Origin of the sequence: Sphingobium sp. TB-6, from assembly GCF_012927365.1 — a bacterium.
GTDB lineage: Bacteria > Pseudomonadota > Alphaproteobacteria > Sphingomonadales > Sphingomonadaceae > Sphingobium.
Window position 1 is genome coordinate 256,694 of sequence record NZ_JABBGL010000005.1, and the last position, 24,871, is coordinate 281,564.

Annotated in this window: 23 protein-coding genes; 16 read left to right on the plus strand and 7 right to left on the minus strand. The window is 63.5% G+C overall.

Going from position 1 to position 24,871, the window contains the following annotated elements:
- The first annotated feature begins 143 nt into the window (after positions 1-143).
- The 5 genes from mdh (at position 144) to lpdA (ending at position 7,765) form a co-directional block, all read left to right on the plus strand.
- Positions 144-1,106 (plus strand): malate dehydrogenase, encoded by a 963-nt coding sequence (gene mdh, locus HHL26_RS09600; RefSeq protein ID WP_066558590.1) that lies wholly within the window; start codon positions 144-146, stop codon positions 1,104-1,106.
- 104 nt (positions 1,107-1,210) lie between these two features.
- Positions 1,211-2,095, plus strand: coding sequence for a succinate--CoA ligase subunit alpha (gene sucD / locus HHL26_RS09605; protein WP_046764645.1), 885 nt, complete (start codon positions 1,211-1,213; stop codon positions 2,093-2,095).
- A gap of 86 nt (positions 2,096-2,181) precedes the next feature.
- Positions 2,182-4,977, plus strand: coding sequence for a 2-oxoglutarate dehydrogenase E1 component (locus HHL26_RS09610; protein WP_066558588.1), 2,796 nt, complete (start codon positions 2,182-2,184; stop codon positions 4,975-4,977).
- Positions 4,978-4,985: 8 nt separating this feature from the next.
- Positions 4,986-6,233 carry a 2-oxoglutarate dehydrogenase complex dihydrolipoyllysine-residue succinyltransferase gene (odhB, locus tag HHL26_RS09615; protein WP_066558585.1) on the plus strand — a complete coding sequence of 416 codons (1,248 nt, stop codon included), beginning with the start codon at positions 4,986-4,988 and terminating at the stop codon, positions 6,231-6,233.
- A gap of 131 nt (positions 6,234-6,364) precedes the next feature.
- Positions 6,365-7,765, plus strand: a complete 1,401-nt coding sequence (lpdA, locus tag HHL26_RS09620) for a dihydrolipoyl dehydrogenase (protein WP_066558582.1) — start codon at positions 6,365-6,367, stop codon at positions 7,763-7,765.
- Between the two features lie 83 nt (positions 7,766-7,848).
- Here the strand turns inward: lpdA and HHL26_RS09625 are convergent, their stop codons facing one another.
- From HHL26_RS09625 to gph, 3 genes are all read right to left on the minus strand, one after another.
- Positions 7,849-9,021 (minus strand): GGDEF domain-containing protein, encoded by a 1,173-nt coding sequence (locus HHL26_RS09625; RefSeq protein WP_066558579.1) that lies wholly within the window; start codon positions 9,019-9,021, stop codon positions 7,849-7,851.
- 150 nt (positions 9,022-9,171) lie between these two features.
- Positions 9,172-9,945, minus strand: a complete 774-nt coding sequence (locus HHL26_RS09630) for an enoyl-CoA hydratase-related protein (RefSeq protein WP_066558577.1) — start codon at positions 9,943-9,945, stop codon at positions 9,172-9,174.
- Positions 9,942-10,610, minus strand: a complete 669-nt coding sequence (gene gph / locus HHL26_RS09635; protein ID WP_066558575.1) for a phosphoglycolate phosphatase — start codon at positions 10,608-10,610, stop codon at positions 9,942-9,944. The genes HHL26_RS09630 and gph overlap by 4 nt, the downstream gene beginning before the upstream one ends.
- 151 nt (positions 10,611-10,761) lie before the next feature.
- Here gph and glmU point away from each other — a divergent pair, with 151 nt between their 5' ends.
- The 3 genes from glmU to glmS all read left to right on the plus strand — a co-directional run bounded on the left by glmU (position 10,762) and on the right by glmS (position 14,814).
- A complete protein-coding gene (glmU, locus tag HHL26_RS09640) occupies positions 10,762-12,054 on the plus strand; it encodes a bifunctional UDP-N-acetylglucosamine diphosphorylase/glucosamine-1-phosphate N-acetyltransferase GlmU (protein WP_237230062.1) in 1,293 nt (430 codons plus the stop codon).
- A gap of 29 nt (positions 12,055-12,083) precedes the next feature.
- Entirely contained in the window at positions 12,084-12,908 is an 825-nt protein-coding gene (locus HHL26_RS09645) for a metallophosphoesterase (protein ID WP_066558569.1), read from the plus strand.
- An 82-nt stretch (positions 12,909-12,990) separates the two neighbouring features.
- Positions 12,991-14,814, plus strand: a complete 1,824-nt coding sequence (gene glmS / locus HHL26_RS09650) for a glutamine--fructose-6-phosphate transaminase (isomerizing) (protein ID WP_066558566.1) — start codon at positions 12,991-12,993, stop codon at positions 14,812-14,814.
- Here the strand turns inward: glmS and HHL26_RS09655 are convergent.
- The gene (locus HHL26_RS09655; protein ID WP_066558564.1) at positions 14,801-14,995 is read right to left on the minus strand and encodes a KTSC domain-containing protein; all 195 of its coding nucleotides are present in this window, start codon (positions 14,993-14,995) and stop codon (positions 14,801-14,803) included. The two genes, glmS and HHL26_RS09655, sit on opposite strands and share 14 nt — an antisense overlap.
- A 121-nt stretch (positions 14,996-15,116) precedes the next feature.
- On the opposite strand from HHL26_RS09655, the gene HHL26_RS09660 reads away from it, so the two are divergent.
- The gene (locus tag HHL26_RS09660; protein ID WP_066558562.1) at positions 15,117-15,629 is read left to right on the plus strand and encodes a GNAT family N-acetyltransferase; all 513 of its coding nucleotides are present in this window, start codon (positions 15,117-15,119) and stop codon (positions 15,627-15,629) included.
- A gap of 22 nt (positions 15,630-15,651) precedes the next feature.
- On the opposite strand, the gene HHL26_RS09665 is transcribed toward HHL26_RS09660, so the two are convergent.
- Entirely contained in the window at positions 15,652-17,265 is a 1,614-nt protein-coding gene (locus HHL26_RS09665) for a carbon-nitrogen hydrolase family protein (RefSeq protein ID WP_169576086.1), read from the minus strand.
- Between the two features lie 101 nt (positions 17,266-17,366).
- Positions 17,367-18,587, minus strand: coding sequence for an NADP-dependent isocitrate dehydrogenase (locus tag HHL26_RS09670; RefSeq protein WP_066558559.1), 1,221 nt, complete (start codon positions 18,585-18,587; stop codon positions 17,367-17,369).
- Between the two features lie 178 nt (positions 18,588-18,765).
- On the opposite strand from HHL26_RS09670, the gene HHL26_RS09675 reads away from it, so the two are divergent.
- A complete protein-coding gene (locus HHL26_RS09675) occupies positions 18,766-19,500 on the plus strand; it encodes a phosphatidylserine decarboxylase (protein ID WP_066558558.1) in 735 nt (244 codons plus the stop codon).
- Positions 19,500-20,276: a phosphatidylcholine/phosphatidylserine synthase gene (locus HHL26_RS09680; RefSeq protein WP_066558557.1), complete on the plus strand. Its 777-nt coding sequence runs from the start codon at positions 19,500-19,502 to the stop codon at positions 20,274-20,276. Before HHL26_RS09675 ends, HHL26_RS09680 begins: the two co-directional genes overlap by 1 nt.
- A 3-nt stretch (positions 20,277-20,279) precedes the next feature.
- On the opposite strand, the gene HHL26_RS09685 is transcribed toward HHL26_RS09680, so the two are convergent.
- Positions 20,280-20,507, minus strand: a complete 228-nt coding sequence (locus tag HHL26_RS09685) for a hypothetical protein (protein WP_066558554.1) — start codon at positions 20,505-20,507, stop codon at positions 20,280-20,282.
- Between the two features lie 248 nt (positions 20,508-20,755).
- Between HHL26_RS09685 and rpsB the strand changes: the two genes are divergently transcribed.
- The 5 genes from rpsB to HHL26_RS09710 all read left to right on the plus strand — a co-directional run bounded on the left by rpsB (position 20,756) and on the right by HHL26_RS09710 (position 24,870).
- On the plus strand, positions 20,756-21,514 hold the full coding sequence (rpsB, locus tag HHL26_RS09690; protein ID WP_066558552.1) for a 30S ribosomal protein S2: 759 nt from the start codon (positions 20,756-20,758) through the stop codon (positions 21,512-21,514).
- 99 nt (positions 21,515-21,613) lie between these two features.
- Positions 21,614-22,543 (plus strand): translation elongation factor Ts, encoded by a 930-nt coding sequence (gene tsf / locus HHL26_RS09695; protein ID WP_066558550.1) that lies wholly within the window; start codon positions 21,614-21,616, stop codon positions 22,541-22,543.
- A gap of 214 nt (positions 22,544-22,757) precedes the next feature.
- Positions 22,758-23,483, plus strand: coding sequence for a UMP kinase (pyrH, locus tag HHL26_RS09700; RefSeq protein ID WP_066561828.1), 726 nt, complete (start codon positions 22,758-22,760; stop codon positions 23,481-23,483).
- 6 nt (positions 23,484-23,489) lie between these two features.
- Positions 23,490-24,047, plus strand: a complete 558-nt coding sequence (gene frr, locus HHL26_RS09705) for a ribosome recycling factor (RefSeq protein WP_066558549.1) — start codon at positions 23,490-23,492, stop codon at positions 24,045-24,047.
- Positions 24,048-24,090: 43 nt separating this feature from the next.
- Positions 24,091-24,870, plus strand: coding sequence for an isoprenyl transferase (locus HHL26_RS09710; RefSeq protein WP_066558547.1), 780 nt, complete (start codon positions 24,091-24,093; stop codon positions 24,868-24,870).
- The last annotated feature ends 1 nt before the right edge of the window (position 24,871 follow it).

Genomic DNA, 24,871 nt, shown 5'->3' on the forward strand with positions numbered 1-24,871 from the left:
AGAGGCAAAAGCCCCACTAATGCAATTGCGAATAAATTGCAAAGATAATTTGGAATCAGCGCTTTTGCGCGGTTGAAACGTCGGGCAGATAGGCTTAAGCGCTTCGGCAATTCCGGTTTTCATGGCTTGGAGGATGATTACATATGGCCCGTAAGAAGATCGCGCTTATCGGCGCTGGTAATATCGGTGGTACCCTCGCGCATCTCGCGGCCCTCAAGGGGCTTGGTGACATCGTCCTCTTCGACGTCGTGGAAGGCGTGCCGCAGGGCAAGGCGCTCGATCTGTCGCAATGCGCTTCGGTCGAAGGCTTCGACGCCAAGATCACCGGATCGAACGACTATGCCGACATCAAGGACGCCGATGTCATCATCGTCACCGCCGGTGTCGCCCGCAAGCCGGGCATGAGCCGCGACGATCTGCTGGGCATCAACCTCAAGGTCATGAAGGCCGTGGGCGAGGGCATCGCCGCCAACGCGCCCAACGCTTTCGTCATCTGCATCACCAACCCGCTCGATGCTATGGTGTGGGCGCTGCGCGAATTTTCCGGCCTGCCGCACAACAAGGTCGTCGGCATGGCGGGCGTGCTCGACTCGTCGCGCTTCAACCATTTCCTGGCGGAAGAATTCAATGTGTCGGCCAAGGACGTCACCAGCTTCGTGCTCGGCGGTCACGGCGACACGATGGTCCCGGTGATCGAATATTCGACCGTCGCGGGCATCCCGGTTCCCGACCTCATCAAGCAGGGCCGTTCCACCAAGGAGCGTATCGACGCCATCGTTCAGCGCACCCGTTCGGGCGGCGGCGAGATCGTCGCGCTGCTCAAGACCGGCTCGGCCTTCTATGCGCCCGCCACCAGCGCGATCGCCATGGCTGAAGCCTATCTGGGCGACAAGAAGCGCCTGCTGCCCTGCGCCGCGAACCTGACCGGCCAATATGGCGTCAACGATCTCTATGTCGGCGTTCCCGTGATCATCGGCAAGGACGGCGTCGAGCAGGTCGTCGAGATCGCGCTGGACGACGAGGCCAAGGCGAACCTTCAGGTGTCCGTCGACGCCGTCAAGGAACTGCTGGAAGCCTGCAAGGGCATCGACCCCTCGCTCGCCTGAGCCTTTTTAAGAGCTGCACCAGCCCGCTCCAGGTAAGTGCGCAGCCTGGGGCGGGCTGCTTTTAGACCCAAAGTGCCACGTCCACAGAAGATAAAGGGACTGACATGTCCATTCTGGTGAACAAGAACACCAAGGTCATCACCCAGGGTATGACCGGTGCCACCGGTACCTTTCACACTGAAACCGCGCTTGCCTATGGCACGCAGATGGTCGGCGGCGTCACGCCGGGCAAGGGCGGCACGACCCATATCGGTCTGCCCATGTTTGACACCGTTGCCGAAGCCAAGTCGAAGACTGGCGCCGACGCTTCGGTCATCTATGTTCCGCCGCCGTTCGCGGCCGACTCGATCCTGGAAGCGATCGACGCCGAAATCCCGCTGATCGTCTGCATCACCGAAGGCATTCCGGTGCTGGACATGGTGAAGGTGAAGCGCTCCTTGTCGGGCAGCAAGTCGCGCCTGATCGGCCCGAACTGCCCCGGCCTGCTGACGCCCGGCGAATGCAAGATCGGCATCATGCCCGGCAACATCTTCTCCAAGGGTTCGGTCGGCGTCGTGTCGCGCTCGGGCACGCTCACCTATGAAGCCGTGTTCCAGACCACCAATGCGGGCCTGGGCCAGACCACCGCGGTCGGCATCGGCGGCGACCCGGTCAACGGCACCAACTTCATCGACGTGCTGGAACTGTTCCTGGCCGACGACGCCACCGAATCGATCATCATGATCGGTGAAATCGGCGGCGACGCGGAAGAACAGGCTGCCCAGTTCCTGATCGACGAAGCCAAGAAGGGCCGCAAGAAGCCGATGGCTGGCTTCATCGCGGGCCGCACGGCGCCTCCGGGCCGTCGCATGGGCCATGCCGGCGCGATCGTGTCGGGCGGCAAGGGCGACGCCGAGAGCAAGATCGCGGCGATGGAAGCGGCCGGCATCAAGGTTGCCGCCAGCCCGTCGGAACTCGGCACGACCCTGCTGGAAGTGTTGAAGGGCTGATCAAGCCATGTGAGATGGCCGGGCTGCACCCCGGCCATCTGTTACCCCGCTCCGCGACTGCACGCGGTCGGCATGGGACGTGAGAAATGGGCTACGAGAACCAGGATTTCGAAATCGAGCGCGGGCCAAGCTGGGCGCGCACCAACTGGCCGCCGATCGATACCGACGACCTGACCGGGGCGCTTGACCCCACGCAGATGCAGGTGGCCGTGAAGGCCGCCGCCAAGGCTGCGGGCAAGGCGGTTTCGGATACGGATGCCGTCAGTGCGGCCGACGATGCAATCCGCGCGCAGATGCTGATCCGCACCTATCGCGTCCGCGGACATCTGGCCGCTAATCTCGATCCGCTGGGCCTGACCCAACGTGACCTGCCGGCGGACCTGACGCCGGAATATCACGGCCTGACCGATCTGGATAAGAAGGTCTATCTGGGCGGTACGCTGGGCGTGCAATATGCGACCGTTCGCGAGATCGTGGCGATCCTGCGCACCAATTATTGCGGCAATGTCGGCCTGGAATATATGCACATCGCTGATGTGGAGGAGCGTCGCTTCCTGCAGGATCGCCTGGAGGGCAAGGACAAGGAAATCCACTTCACGCCGGAAGGCAAGAAGGCGATCCTGTCCAAGGTGATCCACGCCGAACAATATGAGAAGTTCCTGGGCCGCAAATATGTCGGCACCAAGCGCTTCGGCCTGGACGGCGGCGAATCGATGATCCCGGCGCTGGAAGCCATCATCAAATATGGCGGCGCGCAGGGCGTGCGGGAGATCGTTTACGGCATGGCCCATCGTGGCCGCCTGAACGTGCTCGCCAATGTGATGGCCAAGGGCTTTCGCGTCATCTTCCACGAATTTTCGGGCGGTACCGCCAATCCCGAAGATGTCGGCGGTTCGGGCGACGTGAAATATCACCTCGGCACTTCGACCGACCGGGAATTTGACGGCGTCAAGGTTCACATGTCGCTGGTTCCCAACCCCTCGCACCTGGAAACCGTCGATCCGGTGGTGCTGGGCAAGGTCCGCGCGCAGCAGACTTTCCGCGACGACCTGACCAAGCATGAGCAGGTTCTGCCCGTGCTGATCCATGGCGACGCGGCATTTGCCGGCCAGGGCATCGTTTGGGAATGCCTCGGCTTCTCGGGCGTTTCCGGTTACAATACCGGCGGTTGCATCCACTTCATCGTCAACAACCAGATCGGTTTCACGACCTCGCCGCAATTCTCGCGCGGGTCGCCCTATCCCAGCGATGTCGCGAAGGGCGTTCAGGCGCCGATCCTGCACATCAATGGCGACGATCCGGAAGCGGTTACCTTCGCGTGCAAGCTGGCGATGGAATATCGCCAGACCTTCCACCGCGACATCGTGATCGACATGTGGTGCTATCGCCGCTTCGGTCACAATGAGGGCGACGAGCCTTCCTTCACCCAGCCGCAGATGTACGCGAAGATCCGCCAGCATCCGCCGGTCAGCGACGTCTATTCGGCGCGATTGAAGGCTGAAGGCGTGGTCGACGACGATTTCGTCAGCCAGGTGACGGGCGATTTCGTCAACCATCTGGAGGAAGAGTTCGAGGCGGCGAAAAGCTACAAGCCCAACAAGGCCGACTGGTTCGCCGGTCGCTGGTCGGGCCTGCACAAGCCCGCCGACGCCGAAACCACCCGCCAGAGCGTCGAGTCCGCGATCAGCCAGAAGCTGTTCGACAGCCTGGGCAAGACGCTGACGACGATCCCGGAAGGCCATAACGTCCACAAGACGTTGAAGCGCGTGATCGACGCCAAGGCGGAGATGTTCAAGACCGGCGAGAATTTCGACTGGGCGACCGGCGAGGCCTTGGCTTTCGGTTCGCTGCTGTCGGAAGGCTATGGCGTCCGCCTGTCGGGTCAGGACTCCGGGCGCGGCACTTTCAGCCAGCGTCACGCCGTCTGGACCGACCAGGATACGGAGAACAAGTACATCCCGCTCTCGACCGTGCCGCATGGCCGTTTCGAGGTGCTGGACTCGCCGCTCTCCGAATATGGCGTGCTCGGCTTCGAATATGGCTTCGCGCTGGCGGACCCGAAGAGCCTGGTGCTTTGGGAAGCGCAGTTCGGTGATTTCGCCAACGGCGCGCAGATCATCTTCGACCAGTATATCGCTTCGTCGGAGACCAAGTGGCTGCGGTCCAACGGCCTGGTCTGCCTGCTGCCGCATGGCTATGAAGGGCAGGGTCCGGAACATAGCTCGGCCCGTCTGGAGCGTTATCTCCAGCTTTGCGCGGAAGGAAATATCCAGGTCGCGAACATCACGACCCCGGCCAATTATTTCCACGTCCTGCGCCGTCAGATGCTGCGGCCTTTCCGCAAGCCGCTCATCATTATGGCGCCCAAGTCGCTGCTGCGTCACAAGTCGGCGGTCAGCAAGGCTGAGGACTTCCTGGGCGAAACGCACTTCAAGCGCATCCTGTCGGACCCCAATGCGGCGCCCGACCAGGATACCAGGCGGCTGGTTCTATGTTCCGGCAAGGTCTTCTACGACCTGATGGAAGCCCGGGACGCCGCTGGCGACACGGACGTGCAGATCGTTCGCATCGAACAGATCTACCCGTTCGCGACCGAGGCTCTTGCAAAGCGCATCGAGCGCATGACGAAGCTGGAGCATGTCGTCTGGTGTCAGGAGGAACCGCGCAACAACGGCGCCTGGTTCTTCGTGGAGCCCTATATCGAGGAAGCGCTGGCCCAGGCCGGCAAGGCGCCGATGCGCGCTCGCTATGCCGGTCGCAAGGCCTCGGCGTCGCCCGCAACGGGCCTCGCCAAGCGCCATGTGGCCGAACAGGGCGCCCTTGTTGCCGATGCGCTGGGTCACAGCGTCCGTGAAGAAATCCGTCGCCAGAAGAAAGGCTGAACAAGCTCATGGCCACCGAAGTCAAAGTCCCCACGCTGGGCGAATCCGTTACCGAAGCAACCGTTGGTCAGTGGCTCAAGAAGCCCGGTGAGGCCGTGAAGGCCGACGAGCCCATCGTGTCCCTGGAAACCGACAAGGTCGCGGTCGACGTGCCCGCGCCGGTTGCGGGCGTGCTGGGCGACATCGTTGCCAAGGAAGGCGACACGGTTCAGGTCGGCGCGCTGCTGGCCTATGTGAATGCGGGCGCGGGCGCTGCGGCTGCTCCTGCCGCAGCGCCCGCCGCCAAGGCAGAGGCTGCTGCAACGGCGCCAGCGGCTTCGGTTGCGGCGCCTGTCGCTTCCGATGAGGACGAAGGCGGCAATCTGACCCTGTCGCCGGCGGTTCGCCGTCTGGTGCTGGAACATGGCCTTGACCCGAGCAAGATCAAGGGCACCGGCAAGGATGGCCGCCTGACCAAGGACGATGTCGTCGCTGCTGCCGCTGCGGGCACCGCCAAGGCTGCCGCTTCGGCCCCTGCCGCAGCGCCTGCCGCCGCCGCTCCCGCCGCCGGTCCGAGCCGTGCGCAGGAACGCGTCAAGATGACCCGCCTGCGCCAGACGGTCGCCAAGCGGCTGAAGGAAGCGCAGAACAACGCCGCGTTGCTCACCACCTACAACGACGTCGATATGACCAACGTCATCGAGGCGCGCGCCAAATATAAGGATCTGTTCGAGAAGAAGCATGGCGTCCGCCTGGGCTTCATGGGCTTCTTCACCAAGGCCGTCTGCATGGCGCTGCGGGACATCCCTGGCGTCAATGCGCAGATCGAGGGCGACGAGATCGTCTATAACGACTTTGCCGATATCTCGGTGGCGGTGTCGGCGCCGAACGGTCTGGTCGTGCCCGTGATCCGCAATGCAGAGAGCCTGAGCGTTGCCGAGATCGAGAAGACCATCGGCAGCTTCGGCAAGAAGGCCAAGGATGGCACGCTCACCATGGACGATATGAAGGGCGGCACCTTCACCATCTCCAATGGCGGGGTCTTCGGTTCGCTGCTGTCCAGCCCGATCATCAACCCGCCGCAGTCGGCGGTGCTGGGCCTCCACCGCATCGAGGACCGTCCGGTCGTCCGCGATGGCCAGATCGTCATCCGTCCGATGATGTATCTGGCGCTCAGCTATGATCATCGCCTGATCGACGGTCGCGAAGCGGTGACCTTCCTCGTCGCGGTGAAGAATGCGATCGAAGATCCGACCCGCCTGTTGATCGACCTGTAAGGTTTGTCCATTCATCCCGTTCGGGCTGCGCCTGTCGAAGCCCCGTCCTTTTTATGGGACGAAAGAAGTAATGCCCTTTGACAGGTTGGACCGAGGCAAGTGACTCGGTCCAAGGGCGAACGGAGATTGTTATGGCTGACTTCGACTATGACGTCCTTATAATCGGCGCGGGTCCGGGCGGCTATGTCGCCGCAATCCGCGCGGCGCAGCTTGGCCTCAAGACCGCCTGCGCCGAAAGCCGCGAGACGCTGGGCGGCACATGCCTCAATGTCGGCTGCATCCCGTCCAAGGCGCTGCTGCACGCTTCGGAACTCTACGAGGAAGCCGCGAACGGCGCGCTCGCCAAGCTGGGCGTGAAGATCGACAAGATGAGCCTGGACCTCGACACCATGCAGGGCCAGCGCAAGGAAGCGGTGAAGGGCCTGACCGGCGGCATCGAATATCTGTTCAAGAAGAACAAGGTCGACTGGCTGAAGGGTCTGGCGACCTTCACCGGCGCCAACACGGTGGAAGTCGCGGGCAAGAAGGTGACGGCGAAGAACATCGTCATCGCCACCGGCTCGTCGGTCACGCCGCTTGCCGGAGTCGCGGTCGATAACAAGGGCGGCAAGATCGTCGATTCGACCGGCGCGCTGGAACTGGATAAGGTTCCGGGTCATCTGGTCGTCGTCGGCGGCGGCGTCATTGGGCTGGAGCTGGGTTCGGTGTGGCGTCGCGTCGGCGCGAAGGTGACCGTTGTCGAATATCTCGACCAGATCCTGCCCGGCATGGACGGCGAAGTCCGCAAGGAAGCGAACAAGATCTTCAAGAAGCAGGGCTTCGAGTATAAGCTCGGCACCAAGGTCACGGGCGCTGAGGTCGGCAAGAAGGGCGTGACGCTGACCGTCGAACCCGCTGCAGGTGGCGCGGCCGAGAAGATCGAGGCCGATGTCGTGCTGGTGTCGATCGGTCGCCGTCCGAACACGGAAGGCCTGGGCCTCGACAAGATCGGTCTGGAACTCAATGCGCGTGGTCAGATCGAAACCGATCATGAGTTCGCGACCAAGGTTCCGGGCGTCTGGGCGATCGGTGACGTCATTCCGGGGCCGATGCTCGCGCACAAGGCCGAGGATGAAGGCATTGCCGTGGCCGAGAATATTGCGGGTCTGACCGGCATCGTGAACCATGAGGTGATCCCGTCGGTGGTTTACACCAAGCCGGAAATCGCCGGCGTGGGCCTCACCGAAGAAGCCGCCAAGGAAAAGGGCGCGGTCAAGGTCGGCAAGTTCCCGATGATGGCGAACAGCCGCGCCAAGACCAATCATGAGCCGGACGGCTTCGTGAAGATCATCGCCGATGCCGAGACCGACAAGGTGTTGGGCGTTTGGATCATCGCTTCGGTCGCGGGCACGATGATCGCGCAGGCGGCGCAGGCGATGGAATTCGGCGCGTCGAGCGAAGACATTGCCTATACCTGCCATGCGCATCCGACGCACAGCGAGGCGATCAAGGAAGCGGCCATGGCCGTGACCGGCAAGCCGATCCATATTTGATCGGCGCCTACTTCGCGCGGGAATGAGGAGGCTGCCCTTTTGGGGCGGCCTTTTTCATTTTGGAGCCAGGTGAGGCCAGCGCTTTAAGCGTTGCAAGCCCGGGATTGCGGATCGACCATGGCTGTGTCCGGTGCCGATAGCGCCCGCCGTACGCAAACCCGGTTGCGGCCGCGCGTCTTGGCCTGATAGAGCGCCGCGTCGGCCCGCGCGATGGCGTCATGAATCGAGGCATCCCCGCGCTGGGCGGTCGACAGGCCGAAGCTGGCGGTGAGAGGACGCGACAGACCGAACTGATCAGCGACTTCTTGCGCGATGCTCTCGCGAATGTCGTTGGCGATCCCGGCTGCTCGGGCTGCATGGGTATCGGGCAGGAACAGCACGAATTCCTCGCCGCCGAAGCGGGCCGTGACGGCGCCGACAGGCGCAAACCGGGCCAATATCCTGGCCAGCGCGACGATCACGCGATCGCCCAGGGCATGGCCATAGGCATCGTTGATCGTCTTGAAATGATCGATGTCGCAGACGATGAGGCTGCCCTGCGTCGGCTGCTTGCGTATCCGTTGGTTGATGGCATCGTCAAAACCCCGCCGGTTGAGCAGGCCGGAAAGCGGATCGTGCAGCGCGTCGCGCTGATAGCGGGTGAGCAGATCGAGCATGTTCGCCGCGAGCGCGGCCAGAGCGAGGAAAAGGCCGAAAATGCAGGCCAGCGCCTGCATCAGAAAGGCATAGTCGCTGCTCTGGAAGCTGCCGCCAGACAAGGTGAGCGGCACAGTGCTGCCCCGCGCCAGATTATCCAGAGCAACCAGCGCCGTCGCGCTGAACAGGATGCGGTCGGACCAGTTGCCGAGATGATCCTTGCCCGCGACCAGCGGCAGGCCGATCAGCAGGAAGCAGCCGAAATCGGACGCAACCAGTTCGAGGGGCAGATTGCCCAGCGCAAGAGCGACCGCACAGAGCAGCAACGACAAAGCCCAGATCGCGATCCGCGCCCGCAGCAGCCAGTTCGGCCGCCATCGCTCCAGCAGAGCCTGGCTGAACAGCAGGAAGCCGCTGGCGAACAGCAGGTCCGCCACGAAACCCCAGACGGGCGTGGGAACCAGCGCGAATCCCGCCGGCACCGCAAAACCGCCCGCCACGCAGATATAGGCGCCGCTCCAATATCCGGCGGCGCGCACGCGCAGGCTCCAGACAAAGCCGAAAACCACGCCGAAGCTTGCCATCATGACGGGCAGGAAGAAGGCGAAATTCTCTCCCACTCTGTTGGGCCTGTTCCTTTTATCGTCGAAGGTCGTGCGCGCTTCAGCCTGACTTACACGCCGGGCAAGCGGTATAAGCTGATCCTTAACAAATATTTCCGGATCGGATGAGATGTTAGTCCGATTTGGATGAAATTTGCGGTAGTTAGGTCAGAAATCAGGACGCCGCTTTTCGCGGAAGGCCGTTACCCCTTCGCTGAAATCGGGGAGGGTGAAGGCGTCGCGGAACATGGCCAATGTGACGGCATCGTCATCGGCCTGCCCATCCAGGATGCGGCGGATGATCGCCTTGGACGAGCGGATCGAATGCTGGGCGTTGCCCGCCATCACACGGGCCAGTTCCATCGCCGTCTCCAGCGGGGCAGGCGCGATCTGGTCAATGAGGCCGATGGCGAGCGCTTCCTGCGCATCGTGCAGCGCGGCGGTGAACAGGATGCGCTTGGCCCGTGCCGGTCCGACCAGATCGACCAGCAGCTTCGTGTCGAACAGCGAATAGACGATGCCGAGCTTGGCCGGGGTGATGCCCAGACGCGCGGCGGGGCTGGCGATCCGCAGATCGCAGGCGATGGCAAGCCCGCACCCGCCGCCGATCGCATCGCCGTCTATGGCCGCGATGACCGGCTTTTCAGCGTGGGCCAGGGCATATTGGGTGGCGCGGATCGCGGCCTGATTGGCGATGCGCCAGCTTTCCTCGCCTGAATGGAGCGCGAATTCGTGAATATCCGCCCCCGCGCAGAACAGGCCGGGAGCCGCGGATGTCAGAATCAGCACGCGGATCGCGTCGTCGGCCATCGCCTGCTGCACCAGTTGCGGAAATCGCTCCCACATCGCCTGGTTCATCGCATTATGCTGCCGGGGCCGGTCGATCAGCAGCGTGGCGATCGCGCCGTCGCGCTCCAGCCCCAATCCCCCCGGGCGCGTCATGCCGGCCAGCGTCCCAGCAGCGGCAGCAACTCGTCATAATGGTGGATGATGGCGTCCGCCTCCAGATCCTCCACCGGGCCGTCCAGGAAGCCGAAGCTGACGGCGATGCTGGGGACGCCCGCATTGCGCGCCCCGGCAATGTCGTTGATCGTGTCGCCCAGGAAGATCGTCCGCCCGCCGCCTGCACGCTCGATCATGGCGTGGATCGGCGCCGGATCGGGCTTCGCGATGCCGACCGTGTCGCCGCCGACGACGCTGGCGAAGCGCTCCGACAGGCCGATCTGGTGCAGCAGCGGAATGGTGAAGCGCTCCGCCTTGTTGGTGCAGATGGCGAGCTTCACGCCCGCCGCCTCCAGCGCGTCCATCGCCGCGATCAGGCCGGGATAGGGAAGGGAATGGATGGCCAGATTCTGCTCATAATAATCGAGCAGGATCGGCAGCATCTTCGCCAGCATGGCCTCGTCATAGCCGCCCGATGCGTCAAGCGCCCGCTGGAGCATCACCTTCGCGCCCTTGCCGACGAAGGGGTGGATCGCCTCGACCGGGAAGGGCGGGCGGCCGTCGGTGGCGATGGCGTAGTTGACGGCGGCGGCCAGGTCGCCGCTGGTATCGAGCAGGGTGCCGTCGAGGTCGAAGCCGACAATGTCGAAGGGGATAGATGCCATGCCCGGCTCATGCCGCCTCAGCGGTGGCAAAGGCAAGTCAAACGTGTCAGAGAGCGCTCAGATTCTTGGCCTCTTTTTGTGAAGGATGCCCCTCGTGACTGCCAGCCGCCCCCTCGCCGTGATCATCCTTGCCGCCGGGCAGGGCACACGCATGAAGTCCGCCAAGCATAAGGTGCTGCACCCCATAGCGGGGCGGCCGATGCTGCTGCATCTGCTCGCCAGCATAGCCGAATTGCAGCCCGAACGGCAGGTCGTGGTGGTCGGCGCGGGCCGGGATCAGGTGGAAAAGGCGGTCGAGGGCAGCGGCGCCGTCATCGCCGTGCAGGAACAGCAGCATGGCACCGGCCACGCCGTGGCGCAGGCGCATGATGCGCTGGCCGGGTTCGCGGGCGACATATTGATCCTCTATGGCGATGTGCCGTTGGTGCGGACCGAAACCATGCGGACCATGCTGGAGCGCTTGAATTGGGGCGATGAGCCGCGCGCCGTGGTGCTGGGCTTCCGTCCGGAAGATGCCGCCGCTTACGGCCGGATCATCGTCCGGGAGCAGGGCGTGATCGAGAAGATGGTCGAATTTAAAGACGCCGACGCGGAGGAGCGGGCGGTGACGCTGTGCAATTCGGGGCTGATGGCGGTGCGCTCGACCGATCTGTTCGTGCTGCTCGACCAGATTGGTAATAACAATGCGGCGGGCGAATATTATCTGCCCGACATCGTCATGTTGCCCGGCGCGCAAAGTGCGGTGATCGAGGCGGAGGCCTGGGAAGTGGCGGGCGTCAACAGCCGCGCCGAACTGGCGGGGGTGGAAGCTGTCTGGCAGGACCGCCGCCGTGCCGAGGCGATGCGCGAGGGCGCAACGCTGATCGCGCCGGAAACCGTGTTCTTCGCCCATGACACGGTTTTGGGCCGCGATGTGGTGATCGAGCCCAATGTCGTCTTCGGCCCCGGCGTCAGCGTGGCGGATGATGTCACGATCCACGCTTTCTCCCATCTGGAAGGCGCGACGATCGGGAAGGGCGCGGAAATCGGCCCCTATGCCCGCCTGCGTCCGGGCGCGAAGATCGGCATAAAGGCCAAGGTCGGCAATTTCGTCGAGGTGAAGAAGGCCGAACTGGGCGAGGGCGCGAAGGTCAACCACCTGTCCTATATCGGTGACGCCAGCGTGGGGGCGGGCGCCAATATCGGCGCGGGCACCATCACCTGCAACTATGACGGCTTCTTCAAATATAAGACGGAGATCGGGGCGGGCGCCTTCATCGGTTCCAACAGCGCGCTGGTGGCGCCGGTGAAGATCGGGGCCGGCGCGATCGTTGCTGCGGGCAGCGTCGTGACGCAGGCGGTGGATGCCGATGCGCTCTGTCTCGTCCGGCCCAAGCAGGAAGCGAAGCCGGGCTGGGCGGCGCGCTTCCGGGCGAAGATGCAGGCGCGCAAAGCCTCCAAGTGACGGCGCTTTTTCGAAAGCGGCGCTGGCTTATGGCGCTGCTGTTCCTGTTGCTGCTGCCGGTGGGAACGCTATTCTGGCTCGTCGCCAATGCGCGGGCCATGCCGGTCGTGCGGCGGCTGGATGTTACGCTGCCCTTTCCGGCGGACGCGCCGCGGCGCCCGGTGACGGTGGCGCTGATGACCGACAGCCATTTGTCGGGACCGGACAACAGCCCGGAACGCATGGCGCGGATCGTCGCGCAGGTGAATGGCCTCAAGCCCGACCTGATCGTGTTGGGTGGCGACTATATCGGGGATGCCAAGGGTGGGGCCATCTATGGTCCCGTGCAAAGCATCGCGCCTTTCGCCGCCTTGCGCGCGCCGCTGGGCGTGGTGGCCGTGCTGGGCAATCATGACGCCCGCAAGCATGCGCTGATCAGCCGCCGCCAGTGGGGCGTTCTGTTCGCCCGGATCGGCATTCGCCTGCTCGACAATCAGGCGGTGCGCCGGGGGCCGCTGGCGATCGGCGGATTGCGCGACATCTATACCGGCCGGCCCGACATCCCCAAGACGCTGGACGCGATGCAGGCAGTGGGAGGCGCGCCCGTTATGCTGTCCCATGGGCCGGACGCCTTTCCGCTGCTGCCCGACCAGCCGATGCTGACGCTCGTGGGGCATACCCATTGCGGACAAGTCGCGCTGCCCTTTGCGGGGATCGTCTATGTGCCCTCGCGCTATGGTTTGCGCTATGCCTGCGGCGTCTATCGGGAGGGTATGCGGACCATGGTCGTTTCGGCGGGCCTTGGCACCAGCGGCCTGCCGATCCGGATGCTTGCCGCCCCGGATGTCTGGCTGATTACAATTCATCCACGATGACGCTGGCCCCTGTCACCGGCGGCGCGAACGTGGCATAGGCGGCGCAAGCATATAGTTTTCACGGCTTTGGGACTGACTATCCATGTGCGGTATCATCGGAATCATCGGCAAGGACGACGTGGCGGAACGGCTGGTCGAAGGACTGAAGCGCCTCGAATATCGCGGCTATGACAGCGCGGGCGTTGCGACCGTTCATGACGAGATGATCGACCGCCGCCGCGCCGAGGGCAAGCTCGCCAATCTGGTGAAGGAGCTGGAAGCCGCACCCTTGCCCGGCACGACCGGCATCGCCCATACCCGCTGGGCGACCCATGGCGCGCCGACGACCAGCAATGCCCATCCCCACGCCACGAAGGAAGTGGCGCTGGTGCACAATGGCATCATCGAGAATTTCAAGCCGCTGCGCGAGGAGCTGATGGCGCGTGGCCGAACCTTCCACAGCCAGACCGATACGGAGGTCGTCGCCCATCTGGTGAGCGAGCTGGTCGAGCAGGGCGCTTCACCCAAGGACGCGGTGGCGCAGATATTGCCGCGCCTGCATGGCGCCTTCGCGCTGGCGATCCTGTTCCGCAGCCATCCTGACATGCTGATCGGCGCGCGCCTGGGTTCGCCGCTGGTGGTCGGTTATGGCGAGGGGGAGACCTATCTTGGCTCGGATGCGCTGGCGCTGGCCCCGCTGACGCAGCGCATCGCCTATCTGGAGGAGGGCGACTGGGTCGTCATCACCAGGGACGGGGCGGAAATTTTCGACAAGGACAACAATCCCGTCGAACGCCCCATCACCATTTCCGGCGTGACCGGCGAGCTGATCTCCAAGGGCAATCACCGCCACTATATGCTCAAGGAGATTTATGAGCAGCCGGTGGTCGTCGCGCAGACGCTGCGGTCCTATTTGCAACGGATGGAGGACCGGGTGTCGTTGCCGATCCCGGATTTCGACCTGGGGTCGATCCGCCGCGTCACCATCGTCGCCTGCGGAACCAGTTTCTACGCGGGCATGGTCGCCAAATATTGGATCGAACAATTTGCCCGCGTGCCTGTCGACATCGATGTGGCAAGCGAGTTCCGTTACCGCTCGCCGGTGATGGAGGATGGGGGACTGATGATCGTCATCAGCCAGTCGGGCGAAACCGCCGATACGCTGGCGGCGCTGCGCCATGCCCGGGCCGAGGGGCAGAAGATCGCCGCCGTCGTCAATGTGCCGACCAGCACCATGGCGCGGGAGGCCGACCTGCTGCTGCCGACCCATGCGGGGCCGGAAATCGGCGTGGCGTCGACCAAGGCCTTTACCTGCCAACTGGCCGTGCTGGCCGCCTTCGCCGCCAATCTCGCCCGCGCCAAGGGGCGGCTGGACGCGAAGGCCGAGAAGGAACTGGTCCGCCACCTTGCCGAAGCGCCCGCCGCGCTCAACGGGGCGCTGGCTTATGATGAGTCGATCGAAGCGATGGCCCATCTGATCGCTGGCGCGCGCGACGTGCTCTATCTGGGGCGCGGGCCGGACTATCCGCTGGCGCTGGAGGGCGCGCTCAAGCTCAAGGAAATCAGCTATATCCATGCCGAAGGCTATGCCGCGGGCGAGATGAAGCATGGCCCGATCGCGCTCATCGACGACAAGGTGCCGGTGATCGTGCTGGCGCCCAGCGGGCCTTTGTTCGAAAAGACCGTCAGCAACATGCAGGAAGTGCAGGCGCGCGGCGGCAAGGTGGTGCTGATCTCCGACTATGACGGGGTGCAGGCTGCGGGCGAGGGCTGCATCGCGACCATCACCATGCCGAAAGTCCATCCGCTGATCGCGCCGATGGTTTATGCGGTGCCGGTGCAGTTGCTCGCCTATCATGTAGCGGTGGCGAAGGGCACGGACGTCGATCAGCCAAGGAACCTCGCCAAGAGCGTTACCGTCGAGTGAAGCGATAGCGGTCCCGGATGCGGCGGTTGAAATAGCCGCCCTTGGAGCTGGCCGCACGCATGCCTTCCGCGATCTCCGCCGGCACGTCATGATAGCTGTAGCGCCTCCCGCTGACGAACTGCACGTCCAGCCGGCGCTGGGCGGCGTCATAGTCGAAGCGGGCGATGGCGGTCGAGGGCATGGCGGATCAATGCGCGGCGGCGCGCGATGTTTCCTGCCGCCGGAGAATGCCGCTCGTCGCGTCCCGGAGAGCCTGTTGCCCTCTCGTTGCGGGCTGGAACAGGCTGCCCTATCCTCCCGCAATGATCGAAACGGAACGATTGAGCCTGCGCCCCTACACGCTCGCTGATTTTACACCCTATCTCGCCATGTGGTCCGACCCGGAAAATGTGCGGCACATAGGCGGACAGCCCCTGTCGCGGGAAGATGCATGGAACCGCCTTTTGCGTTATGCAGGCCATTGGACCTTGCTGGGCTACGGGATTTTCGCGGTGATCGAAAAGACATCCGGCCGCTATATCGGAGAGACCGGGCTGGCCGATTTTCATCGCGGCCTTGGCGAGGATTTCGACGGGGCCGGTGAAGCCGCATGGATTTTTGTATCGGACGTGCATGGACGCGGCTATGCGCTCGAGGCTGCCCAGGCCGCCCATGACTGGTTCACCGAGCGCATGGGCGCTGCGCGGACCGTCTGCCTGATCGATCCGGCCAACCAGCCTTCGCTCAGCCTCGCGGGCAAGCTGGGCTACGAACCGTTTGGCCAAGCGGTGTACAAAGGGCGGACCGCCGTCATGTTGGAAAGATCGTCCGCATAGAAGCGGCCGAAGCGGGTCCAGGTCACCCGCCGCCCGGCGCATTATGGCCGCCTGCCGGCACCGGCCCGCCGCTCGGCGCATGGGCGTGGTCGGGATTGTTGTCCCAGTCGATATGATAGAGGTCGAACCGCCGGTCGCGCAGGTTGCGCACCGTGCCTTCCGCCCGCGCCCAGCTCAGGTCGGCCAGATTCACGTCCGCCATGGTCAGCGTCTCGACATTCTCGGTCGATTCCGCCGCTATCCCGTCCCGCGCAAAGGGCAGGTCGCAAGGCGTCAGGATCGCGCTTTGGGCATATTGGATGTCCATATTGTCGACATTGGGCAGATTGCCGACATTGCCCGACATGACGACATAGCATTGGTTCTCGATCGCCCGGGCCTGCGCGCAATAGCGCACGCGCATGTAACCCAGACGCGAGTCGGTGCAGAAGGGCACGAAGATGATCCGCGCGCCCTGGTCCACCAGCCGCCGCGCCAGTTCCGGAAATTCGCTATCATAGCAGATGAGCACGCCGATCGGCCCGCAGTCCGTCTGGATCACGTCCAGCGAATCCCCGCCCTTGATGTTCCACCAAAAGGCTTCGTTCGGCGTAGGGTGGATCTTCTCCTGCGTATGGAGCGACCCGTCGCGCAGGGCGACATAGGCGATGTTCTGAATGTCGCCATCGTCGGCGCGCGTCGGATGGGAGCCGCCGATGATGTTGATATTATATTCCAGCGCCATCCGCTCCAGTTCTTTGGTCAGGCGCGGGGTGTAGCTGGTGAGCTTGTCGATCGCCTCGATGGGAGAGAGCTTTTTCGTTTCGTAGGAGAGCAGCGGCAGGGTGAACAGTTCTGGGAAGACGATGAAGTCGGAGCGGTAGTCCGCCGCGACGTCGACGAAATATTCGATGTTGCGGATGAACTCGTCAAAATCCTTCACGGCGCGGGCCTGCAACTGGCAGGTGGCGAGGCGGACGCTTTCGACGCCGCGCGGCACCCGCATTTCGGGCGCTTCGTCAGGGTCGACATAGGGATTACGCCAGACCAGATGGGCGGCATGGCCGTCCGACGGCTTGTCCTCCGGCAGATAATTTTCCAGCACGCCCAGCGGTTCGAACTGGTTCTTGAGCTGGAAGCTGATCACCTGATCGCGGATCTTGCCATGCACGACCTTGTCGAAATAGTCGGCCGGACCTTGGACGCGCCGTTTCGCGCGGGCATAGCCGGGCATGCGACCAGCGATGACGATGCCGTGCAGGTCCAGTTCCTCGGCCAGTTCCTTGCGCTCGTCATAGAGGCGCTGGCCGATGCGCAGGCCACGCAGCTTGGGGTCAACGGCCATTTCATAGCCGTAGAGCCACTCGCCCGCCGCGCTGTGCCGCGTGCCGAAGCCGTTGGCGGTGATCTCCTCCCAATCATGAGGGGAAAAGGCCATCGCCTTGCTGACGCGCATGGTCGCGCAATAGCCCACGACCTTATTGTCGTAGAGCGCGACGAAGCAGCCGGTCGGGAAATTGTTGATCTGGCCGCGCAGGGTGGCCAGCGAATAATTGGGGAGGCCCGGATAGACGCGGGCGATCAGCCGGTGGATGCCGCGCACGTCCGCCGGAACCGCAGCCCGAACTTCCAGTCGTTTCTTGGCTGTCGTCGTCATCAAGCATCTCCCGGCCTCATGGAAAAGGCGACGCCGTGCTGCGGCGCCGCCTCGTTCCGTTACCGTATTGAACCGCGGAAAGGCGGATCAGTTCCGCCAGATTATTTCCACTGGCCCATGGCGGTTTCGAGGTTCACGCGGATCGCCTCGAAGAACTGCTCGGTGGTCATCCATGCCTGCTCCGGACCGATCAGCAGGGCCAGATCCTTGGTCATCGCGCCGTTTTCGACGGTTTCGATGCAGACCTTTTCCAGCGTTTCGGCAAATTTGGTGACTTCCGGCGTCTCGTCGAACTTGCCGCGATAGGCCAAGCCCTGGGTCCAGGCGAAGATCGACGCGATCGGGTTGGTCGAGGTCGCCTTGCCCTGCTGATGCTGGCGATAGTGGCGGGTGACGGTGCCGTGCGCGGCTTCGGCCTCGACGGTCTTGCCGTCGGGCGAGAGCAGCACGGAGGTCATGAGGCCGAGCGAACCGAAGCCCTGCGCCACGGTATCCGACTGGACGTCGCCGTCATAATTCTTGCACGCCCAGACGAACTTGCCGCTCCACTTGAGGGCGGAGGCGACCATGTCGTCGATCAGGCGGTGTTCGTAAACGGCGCCCACCGCCTTGAACTGGTCGGCGAACTCCTTGTCGAACACTTCCTGGAACAGATCCTTGAAGCGGCCGTCATAGGCCTTGAGGATGGTGTTCTTGGTCGACAGGTAGAGCGGCCAGCCGCGGCCAAGCGCATAGTTCATGCTGGCGCGGGCGAAATCGCGGATCGAATCGTCCAGATTGTACATGCCCATGGCGACGCCGGAGCTGGGGAAGTTGAAGACGTCCTTCTCGATCTTCTCGCCATTTTCGCCGTCCCACACCATGCGCAGCTTGCCGGGGCCGGGGACGAGGAAATCGGTGGCGCGATACTGGTCGCCAAAGGCGTGGCGGCCGATGACGATCGGGTCGGTCCAGCCGGGCACCAGGCGGGGCACGTTGCGGATGACGATCGGTTCGCGGAACACGACGCCGCCCAGGATGTTGCGGATGGTGCCGTTGGGCGACTTCCACATTTCCTTGAGGCCGAATTCTTCGACACGGGCTTCGTCAGGGGTGATGGTGGCGCACTTCACGCCGACGCCATGTTCCTTGATCGCGTTGGCGGAATCGATGGTGATCTGGTCGTTGGTTTCGTCGCGCTTCTCGACGCCCAGATCGTAATATTTCAGGTCGATGTCGAGATAGGGGAGGATCAGGCGCTCACGAATCCATTCCCAGATGATCCGGGTCATTTCGTCGCCGTCGATTTCCACGACGGGGTTTTTCACCTTGATCTTTGCCATAGCGCCTGTTCGCCTTCTTCGTTCGGGTGGAATTTGCGAAACGCCCTAGGGAAAGCGGCGGCAATGTTCAACTGTCCAGTGCATTGGACAATGGCGTTTGCGAGGCAGGATCATTTCATTGTCCTGGGACGGTATCGGACGTTGTCACTGCAAGTGACTGTGCCTAAAGACGGTGCCCATGGAAAATGACGAACTGACCGTCGCGCTGGGCGGCAATGTGAAATGGCGATTTCCCTCGATTCATCCCGAAGGCGTCAAATTCGGCCTGATCGCGGCGGCTATCACGGCGCTGCTGTTCCTGGTCGGCTGGGAGATTCCCGGCTGGCTGATGGTGATGGTGACGATCTGGGTGCTGGCCTTTTTCCGCGATCCGGTCCGCGCCGTGCCGCAGGACGAGCGCGCCATCGTCGCCCCGGCCGATGGGCTGGTGACGCTGATCCAGCGCGTGCCGCCTCCGCGCGAGATGGCGGGGCCGGACGGGCTGGGCGATCAGCCGATGATCCGCGTGTCGATCTTCATGAGCGTGTTCGACGTGCACATCAACCGCACGCCGATCGGCGGCACGGTGAAGTCCGTGGTCTATATTTCGGGCAAGTTCCTGAACGCCGATCTTGACAAGGCGAGCGAGGATAATGAGCGCCAGCATATATTGGTCGAGCGGCATGACGGCGTGCGCATCGGTTTCACGCAGATTGCGGGCCTTGTGGCGCGGCGGATCGTGCCGTTCGTGAAGCCTGGCGACATGGTCGCCGCCGGACAGCGCATCGGCCTGATCCGCTTCGGTAGCCGGGTCGACGTCTATCTGCCCGCCGGAACCGCGCCGCGCGTGGTGCTGGGGCAGCGCACCGTGGCGGGCGAGACGATCCTTGGCCAGATGGGCGACATGCGCGTGATTTCCGGGATTCAACAATAATGCGACAGCGCCGAACCATCCCGCGCGGCCTGCGCCGGGGGATCACCCTGCGGATGGTGGCGCCCAATGCCGTGACGGCGATGGCGCTATGCTTCGGCCTGACCGGCGTGCGCTACGGCATTTCGGGGGAGTGGGAGAGGGCGGTACTCTCGATCCTCATCGCCGGGGTATTGGACGGGCTGGATGGCCGCATCGCCCGGCTGTTGCGGGGTGAAAGCCGTTTTGGCGCGGAGCTGGACTCGCTGTCGGATTCCATCGCTTTCGGCGTGGCGCCCGCATTGGTCCTCTATCTCTGGTCGCTCTATGCCATGCCGAAATTCGGCTGGATCTTCGCGCTCGCCCATGCGCTCTCCTGCGCGCTGCGGCTGGCACGCTTCAACGCCAATATCGATGCCGACGTGCAGCCGCATAAATCGGCCGGTTTCCTGACCGGCGTTCCGGCTCCGGCGGGGGCGGGGTTGGCCTTTGTGCCGCTCTATATCTGGCTGGTGACGGGCGAGCCGCTGTTCCGTGAGTGGTATGTGGTGGCGCCCTGGACCGCTTTCACCGCTTTCCTGATGATCTCCAACATCGCGACCTATAGCTGGTCGGCGCTTCGCCTGCGCAAGCGGATCAGGCTGGAGGCGATCGCGCTCGCCGGTCTGCTGGCGGCGCTGCTGATCACTGATCCCTGGCTGACGCTGCTCGTCCTGTGCGCCCTCTATCTCTCGCTCATCCCCTTCGGCATGATGTCCTATGCCAAGGTGCGCAGCCAGCGGTTGAGCGAGGGACAATAGCCTTTAGGCGGCTAAGGCGGCTGCGGTGAAGGCCGGGGCTGCCTGTCGCGTCGAAGGAGTGGCGCGGCGGCGGCTGATCCGCAGGCGATAAACCGGCACTTCCTGCGGGATTGGCTCGAAGGTCAGCGCGGCGACCATCTTGTCGTGATAAGCCAGGAACATGCCGATGATGGTGCCTGCGGCGAGCAGGAACGATCCGATGAAAACAAGTGCTGCGACCAGTGCGAACATAAGCAGATCACTTTCTGTCTTGCCATTTTCACGGCTTGGTTCACTATACCGGCGCAAACCGCGAAAATCCGCTGTTTGTTCCCGATGTTCTCCTTATGTTCCATCCGAAATGGAGAGTCAACCCCCTTGCATTGGCTTTCTTGCGGGGCTAAAGGCGCGCCCATTCCACATGGGAATCGACATATCCGGTGCTGCGGCGTGACGCTCAGTTCCTGATTCCCAGAGGTGTAACCGGAAGGAGAACTATTATGGCGGCCCCTGTCGTCACCATGCACCAATTGATCGAGGCTGGCGCCCATTTCGGCCACCAGACCCACCGCTGGAACCCGCGCATGAAGCCGTACATCTTCGGTGAGCGCAACGGCATCCACATCCTTGACCTGTCGCAGACCGTGCCGCTGTTCGGCCGCGCGCTGGACTTCGTGTCGGCGACCGTCGCCGCGGGTGGCAAGGTGCTGTTCGTCGGCACCAAGCGCCAGGCGCAGGATCCGATCGCTGAAGCCGCCCGCAAGTCGGGCCAGCATTTCGTCAACCACCGCTGGCTGGGCGGCATGCTCACCAACTGGAAGACGATCTCCGGTTCGATCAAGCGTCTGAAGACCCTGGAAGAGAAGCTGTCGGGCGACACCCACGGCTTCACCAAGAAGGAAGTCCTTCAGATGACCCGCGAGCGCGAGAAGCTCGAGCTGTCGCTGGGCGGCATCCGCGACATGAACGGCATCCCTGATGTCATGTTCGTGATCGACGCCAACAAGGAAGAACTGGCGATCAAGGAAGCCAACACGCTGGGCATCCCGGTCGTCGCGATCCTCGATTCGAACGTCTCGCCCGACGGCATCGCCTTCCCGGTTCCGGCGAACGATGACGCCAGCCGCGCCATCCGCCTCTATTGCGACGCCATCGCTACCGCCGCCACCAAGGGCAACCGTGGTGCGCAGCAGGCTTCGGGCGTCGATCTGGGCGCTCTGGACGAGCCTGAGGTCGAAGAGGTCGTCGCTCAGGCCTGAGACGCGGTCTTCGAACTGCAAGATTGACAGGCTAGGGCGCGCTCCGAATGGAACGCGCCCTAGCGCTTATTTGAACCATTAAACTTTAGGAGCCGAAACATGGCCGAGATTACCGCTGCCGCCGTCAAGGAACTGCGCGACCGTTCGGGCGCGGGCATGATGGATTGCAAGAAGGCGCTCACCGAAGCCAATGGCGACATCGAGGCCGCAACCGACTGGCTGCGCGCCAAGGGTCTGGCCGCCGCGCAGAAGAAGTCGAGCCGCACCGCCGCCGAAGGTCTGGTCGGCGTTGCCGTCGCCGGCACCAAGGGCGTCGCCGTCGAAGTGAACAGCGAAACCGACTTCGTCGCCAAGAACGACCAGTTCCAGGATTTCGTCCGCACCACTGCCGAAGTCGCGCTGAACAGCGGCGTTGCCGATGCCGAAGCGCTGGGCGCGCAGGCGCACCCGGCTGGCGGCACCATCTCGGAAAAGCTGGTCGCGAACATCGCCACCATCGGTGAAAACCAGACCCTGCGCCGCATCGGCCAGGTCGAAGTGAGCCAGGGCGTGGTCGTGCCCTATGTCCACAACGCGGCTGCTCCGGGCCTGGGCAAGATCGGCGTGCTGGTCGCGCTGGAAGGCGATGCGTCGGCTGACGTTCTGGAGCCGCTGGGCAAGCAGATCGCGATGCACATCGCCGCGGCCTTCCCGCTGGCGCTGTCGGCTGCCGACATCGATCCGGCCCTGCTGGAGCGTGAGCGCGCCATCGCCGCTGAAAAGGCTGCCGAATCGGGCAAGCCTGCCGAAATCGTCGCCAAGATGGTCGACGGCGCGGTCGCCAAATATGCCAAGGAAAACGCGCTGCTCAGCCAGCTCTTCGTGATGGACAACAAGACCCCGGTCGCTGATGTCGTCGCCAAGGCGGCGAAGGAAGCCGGCGCGTCGATCACGCTGAAGAACTATGTCCGCTTCCAGCTTGGTGAAGGCATTGAGAAGGAAACGAGCGACTTTGCCGCTGAAGTGGCTGCTGCCGCTGGCGTCGCCTGATTTCCTGGGCCTGATTTCTTGAGCTTGATCTGACAAGCCGTTCGTTCCGGGCGACGTTGAGAGGCTGAGGTTTCTCGACAAGCCCGGAGGGGACGCTAAGGAAGCGAGAGGCGGTCCAAAAGCCTGCTTCACATCATGGCGCGCACTGCCTAAGGTGCGCGCCATTTCCTTGCCCGGTAAAATGGGCCTGACTATGAATGGAATATTGTCCGGCATGACCCGACCCGCCTTCAAGCGCATCTTGTTGAAACTCTCGGGCGAAGTGCTGATGGGGCAGGGGCAGTTCGGCATCGAGCCGGAGACCGTGGATCGGGTCGCGCGGGAGATCGCGGCGGCCAAGGATGCCGGTTTCGAACTGTGCGTGGTCGTCGGCGGTGGCAATATCTTCCGCGGTCTGGCGGGGGCGGCCAAGGGCTTCGACCGGGCGAGCGCGGACTATATGGGCATGCTTGCCACCGTCATGAACGCGCTGGCGGTGCAGAATGCACTGGAAAAGATCGGCTATGACACCCGCGTCCAGTCCGCCATTCCGATGGCCTCGGTCTGCGAACCCTATATCCGGCGCAAGGCGGTGCGGCATATGGAGAAGGGCCGGATCGTCATCTTCGCGGCGGGCACCGGCAGTCCCTATTTCACCACCGACACCACGGCGGCGCTGCGTGCGGCGGAAATGAACTGCGACGCGCTGTTCAAGGGCACCAGCGTCGATGGCATCTATAATGCCGATCCGAAAAATGTACCGGACGCCGCGCGCTATGAAGAGATCAGCTTCGATCGCGTGCTGAACGATAATCTCAAGGTCATGGATGCGAGCGCCATTGCGCTCTGCCGCGAAAACAATATTCCCATCGTCGTGTTCAATATCCGCGAAACCGGCAATCTGGCCAAGGTGCTGGCCGGCGACGGTGTGGCGACGATCGTGCAAAATCAGGAGCGCTGAAATAAAATGGCTCAATATGACAAGGCTGACCTTGAACGCCGCATGCACGGCGCCGTCGAATCGCTGAAGGGCGATCTTGCCGGTCTGCGCACCGGTCGCGCCAATATCCAGTTGCTCGATCCCGTGACGGTCGAGGTTTATGGCGCGCACATGCCGCTCAACCAGGTGGCGACCGTTTCCGCGCCCGAACCGCGCATGCTGTCGGTGCAGGTGTGGGACAAGACCAATGTCGGCCCCTGCGACAAGGCGATCCGCTCGGCGGGCCTTGGCCTCAACCCGATCGTCGATGGCCAGACGCTGCGCCTGCCGATCCCGGACCTGACCGAGGAACGCCGCAAGGAACTGGCCAAGCTCGCCAGCAAATATGCCGAAGGCGCCCGCATCGCCGTCCGCAATGTACGCCGCGACGGCATGGACAGCCTCAAGGCTGACGAGAAGAAGGGCGAAATCAGCGAAGACGAGCGCAAACGCCTGGAAACCGAGGTCCAGAAGCTAACCGACAGCACGATCGCGGACATCGATGCGGTGACGGCGGCCAAGGAAAAGGAAATTCTCGGTCAGTGAGCCGGGATCTTCCGCCCTTCCTCATGGCGCGATCGACCATCTGATGGCCAGCCAAGCCAAACCCGATCTGACCAGCGGCGCGCCAGCCCATGGCGCACGCCACGTCGATGGCATGCGCGCGGGCTCTCCCGGACCTCGCCACGTCGCCATCATCATGGACGGCAATGGCCGTTGGGCGAAGAAGCGCTTCCTGCCCCGCGTCGCCGGCCATCGCGCCGGGGTGGAGGCGGTACGCCGGGTCGCCCGCGCGGCTCAGGAGTTGGGGCTGGAATGCCTGACGCTCTACGCCTTTTCCTCCGAAAACTGGAAACGCCCGGCGAGCGAGGTGGCGGACCTGATGGGGCTGCTGCGGCATTTCATCCAGGCCGATCTGGACGAATTCCACGCCAATGGCGTGCGGCTGCGGATCATCGGTAATTATCAGGCGCTCGATCCATCGCTGGTCGACCTGATCGAAAGCGCGGTGGCGCGCACCGCCGGGAACTGTGGCCCGATTATTGCCATTGCGCTCAATTATGGAGCGCAGGACGAACTGGTGCGGATGGCGCAGAGTCTGGCGCGCCGCGTGGCCGCTGGTGAGATCGCGGCGGAGGAGATCGGCATCGGCGATGTCGATGCCGCGCTCTACACCGCCGATCTGCCGCCGCTCGACCTCATGATCCGGACCTCGGGCGAGCAGCGGCTCAGCAATTTCATGTTGTGGCAGGCCGCCTATGCGGAGCTTTATTTCACCGACATGCTGTGGCCGGATTTCGACGGGCGGGCCTTGGCCGCCGCGCTGGATGCCTTCCGCTTGAGGGACCGCCGTTTCGGCGGGCTGTGAC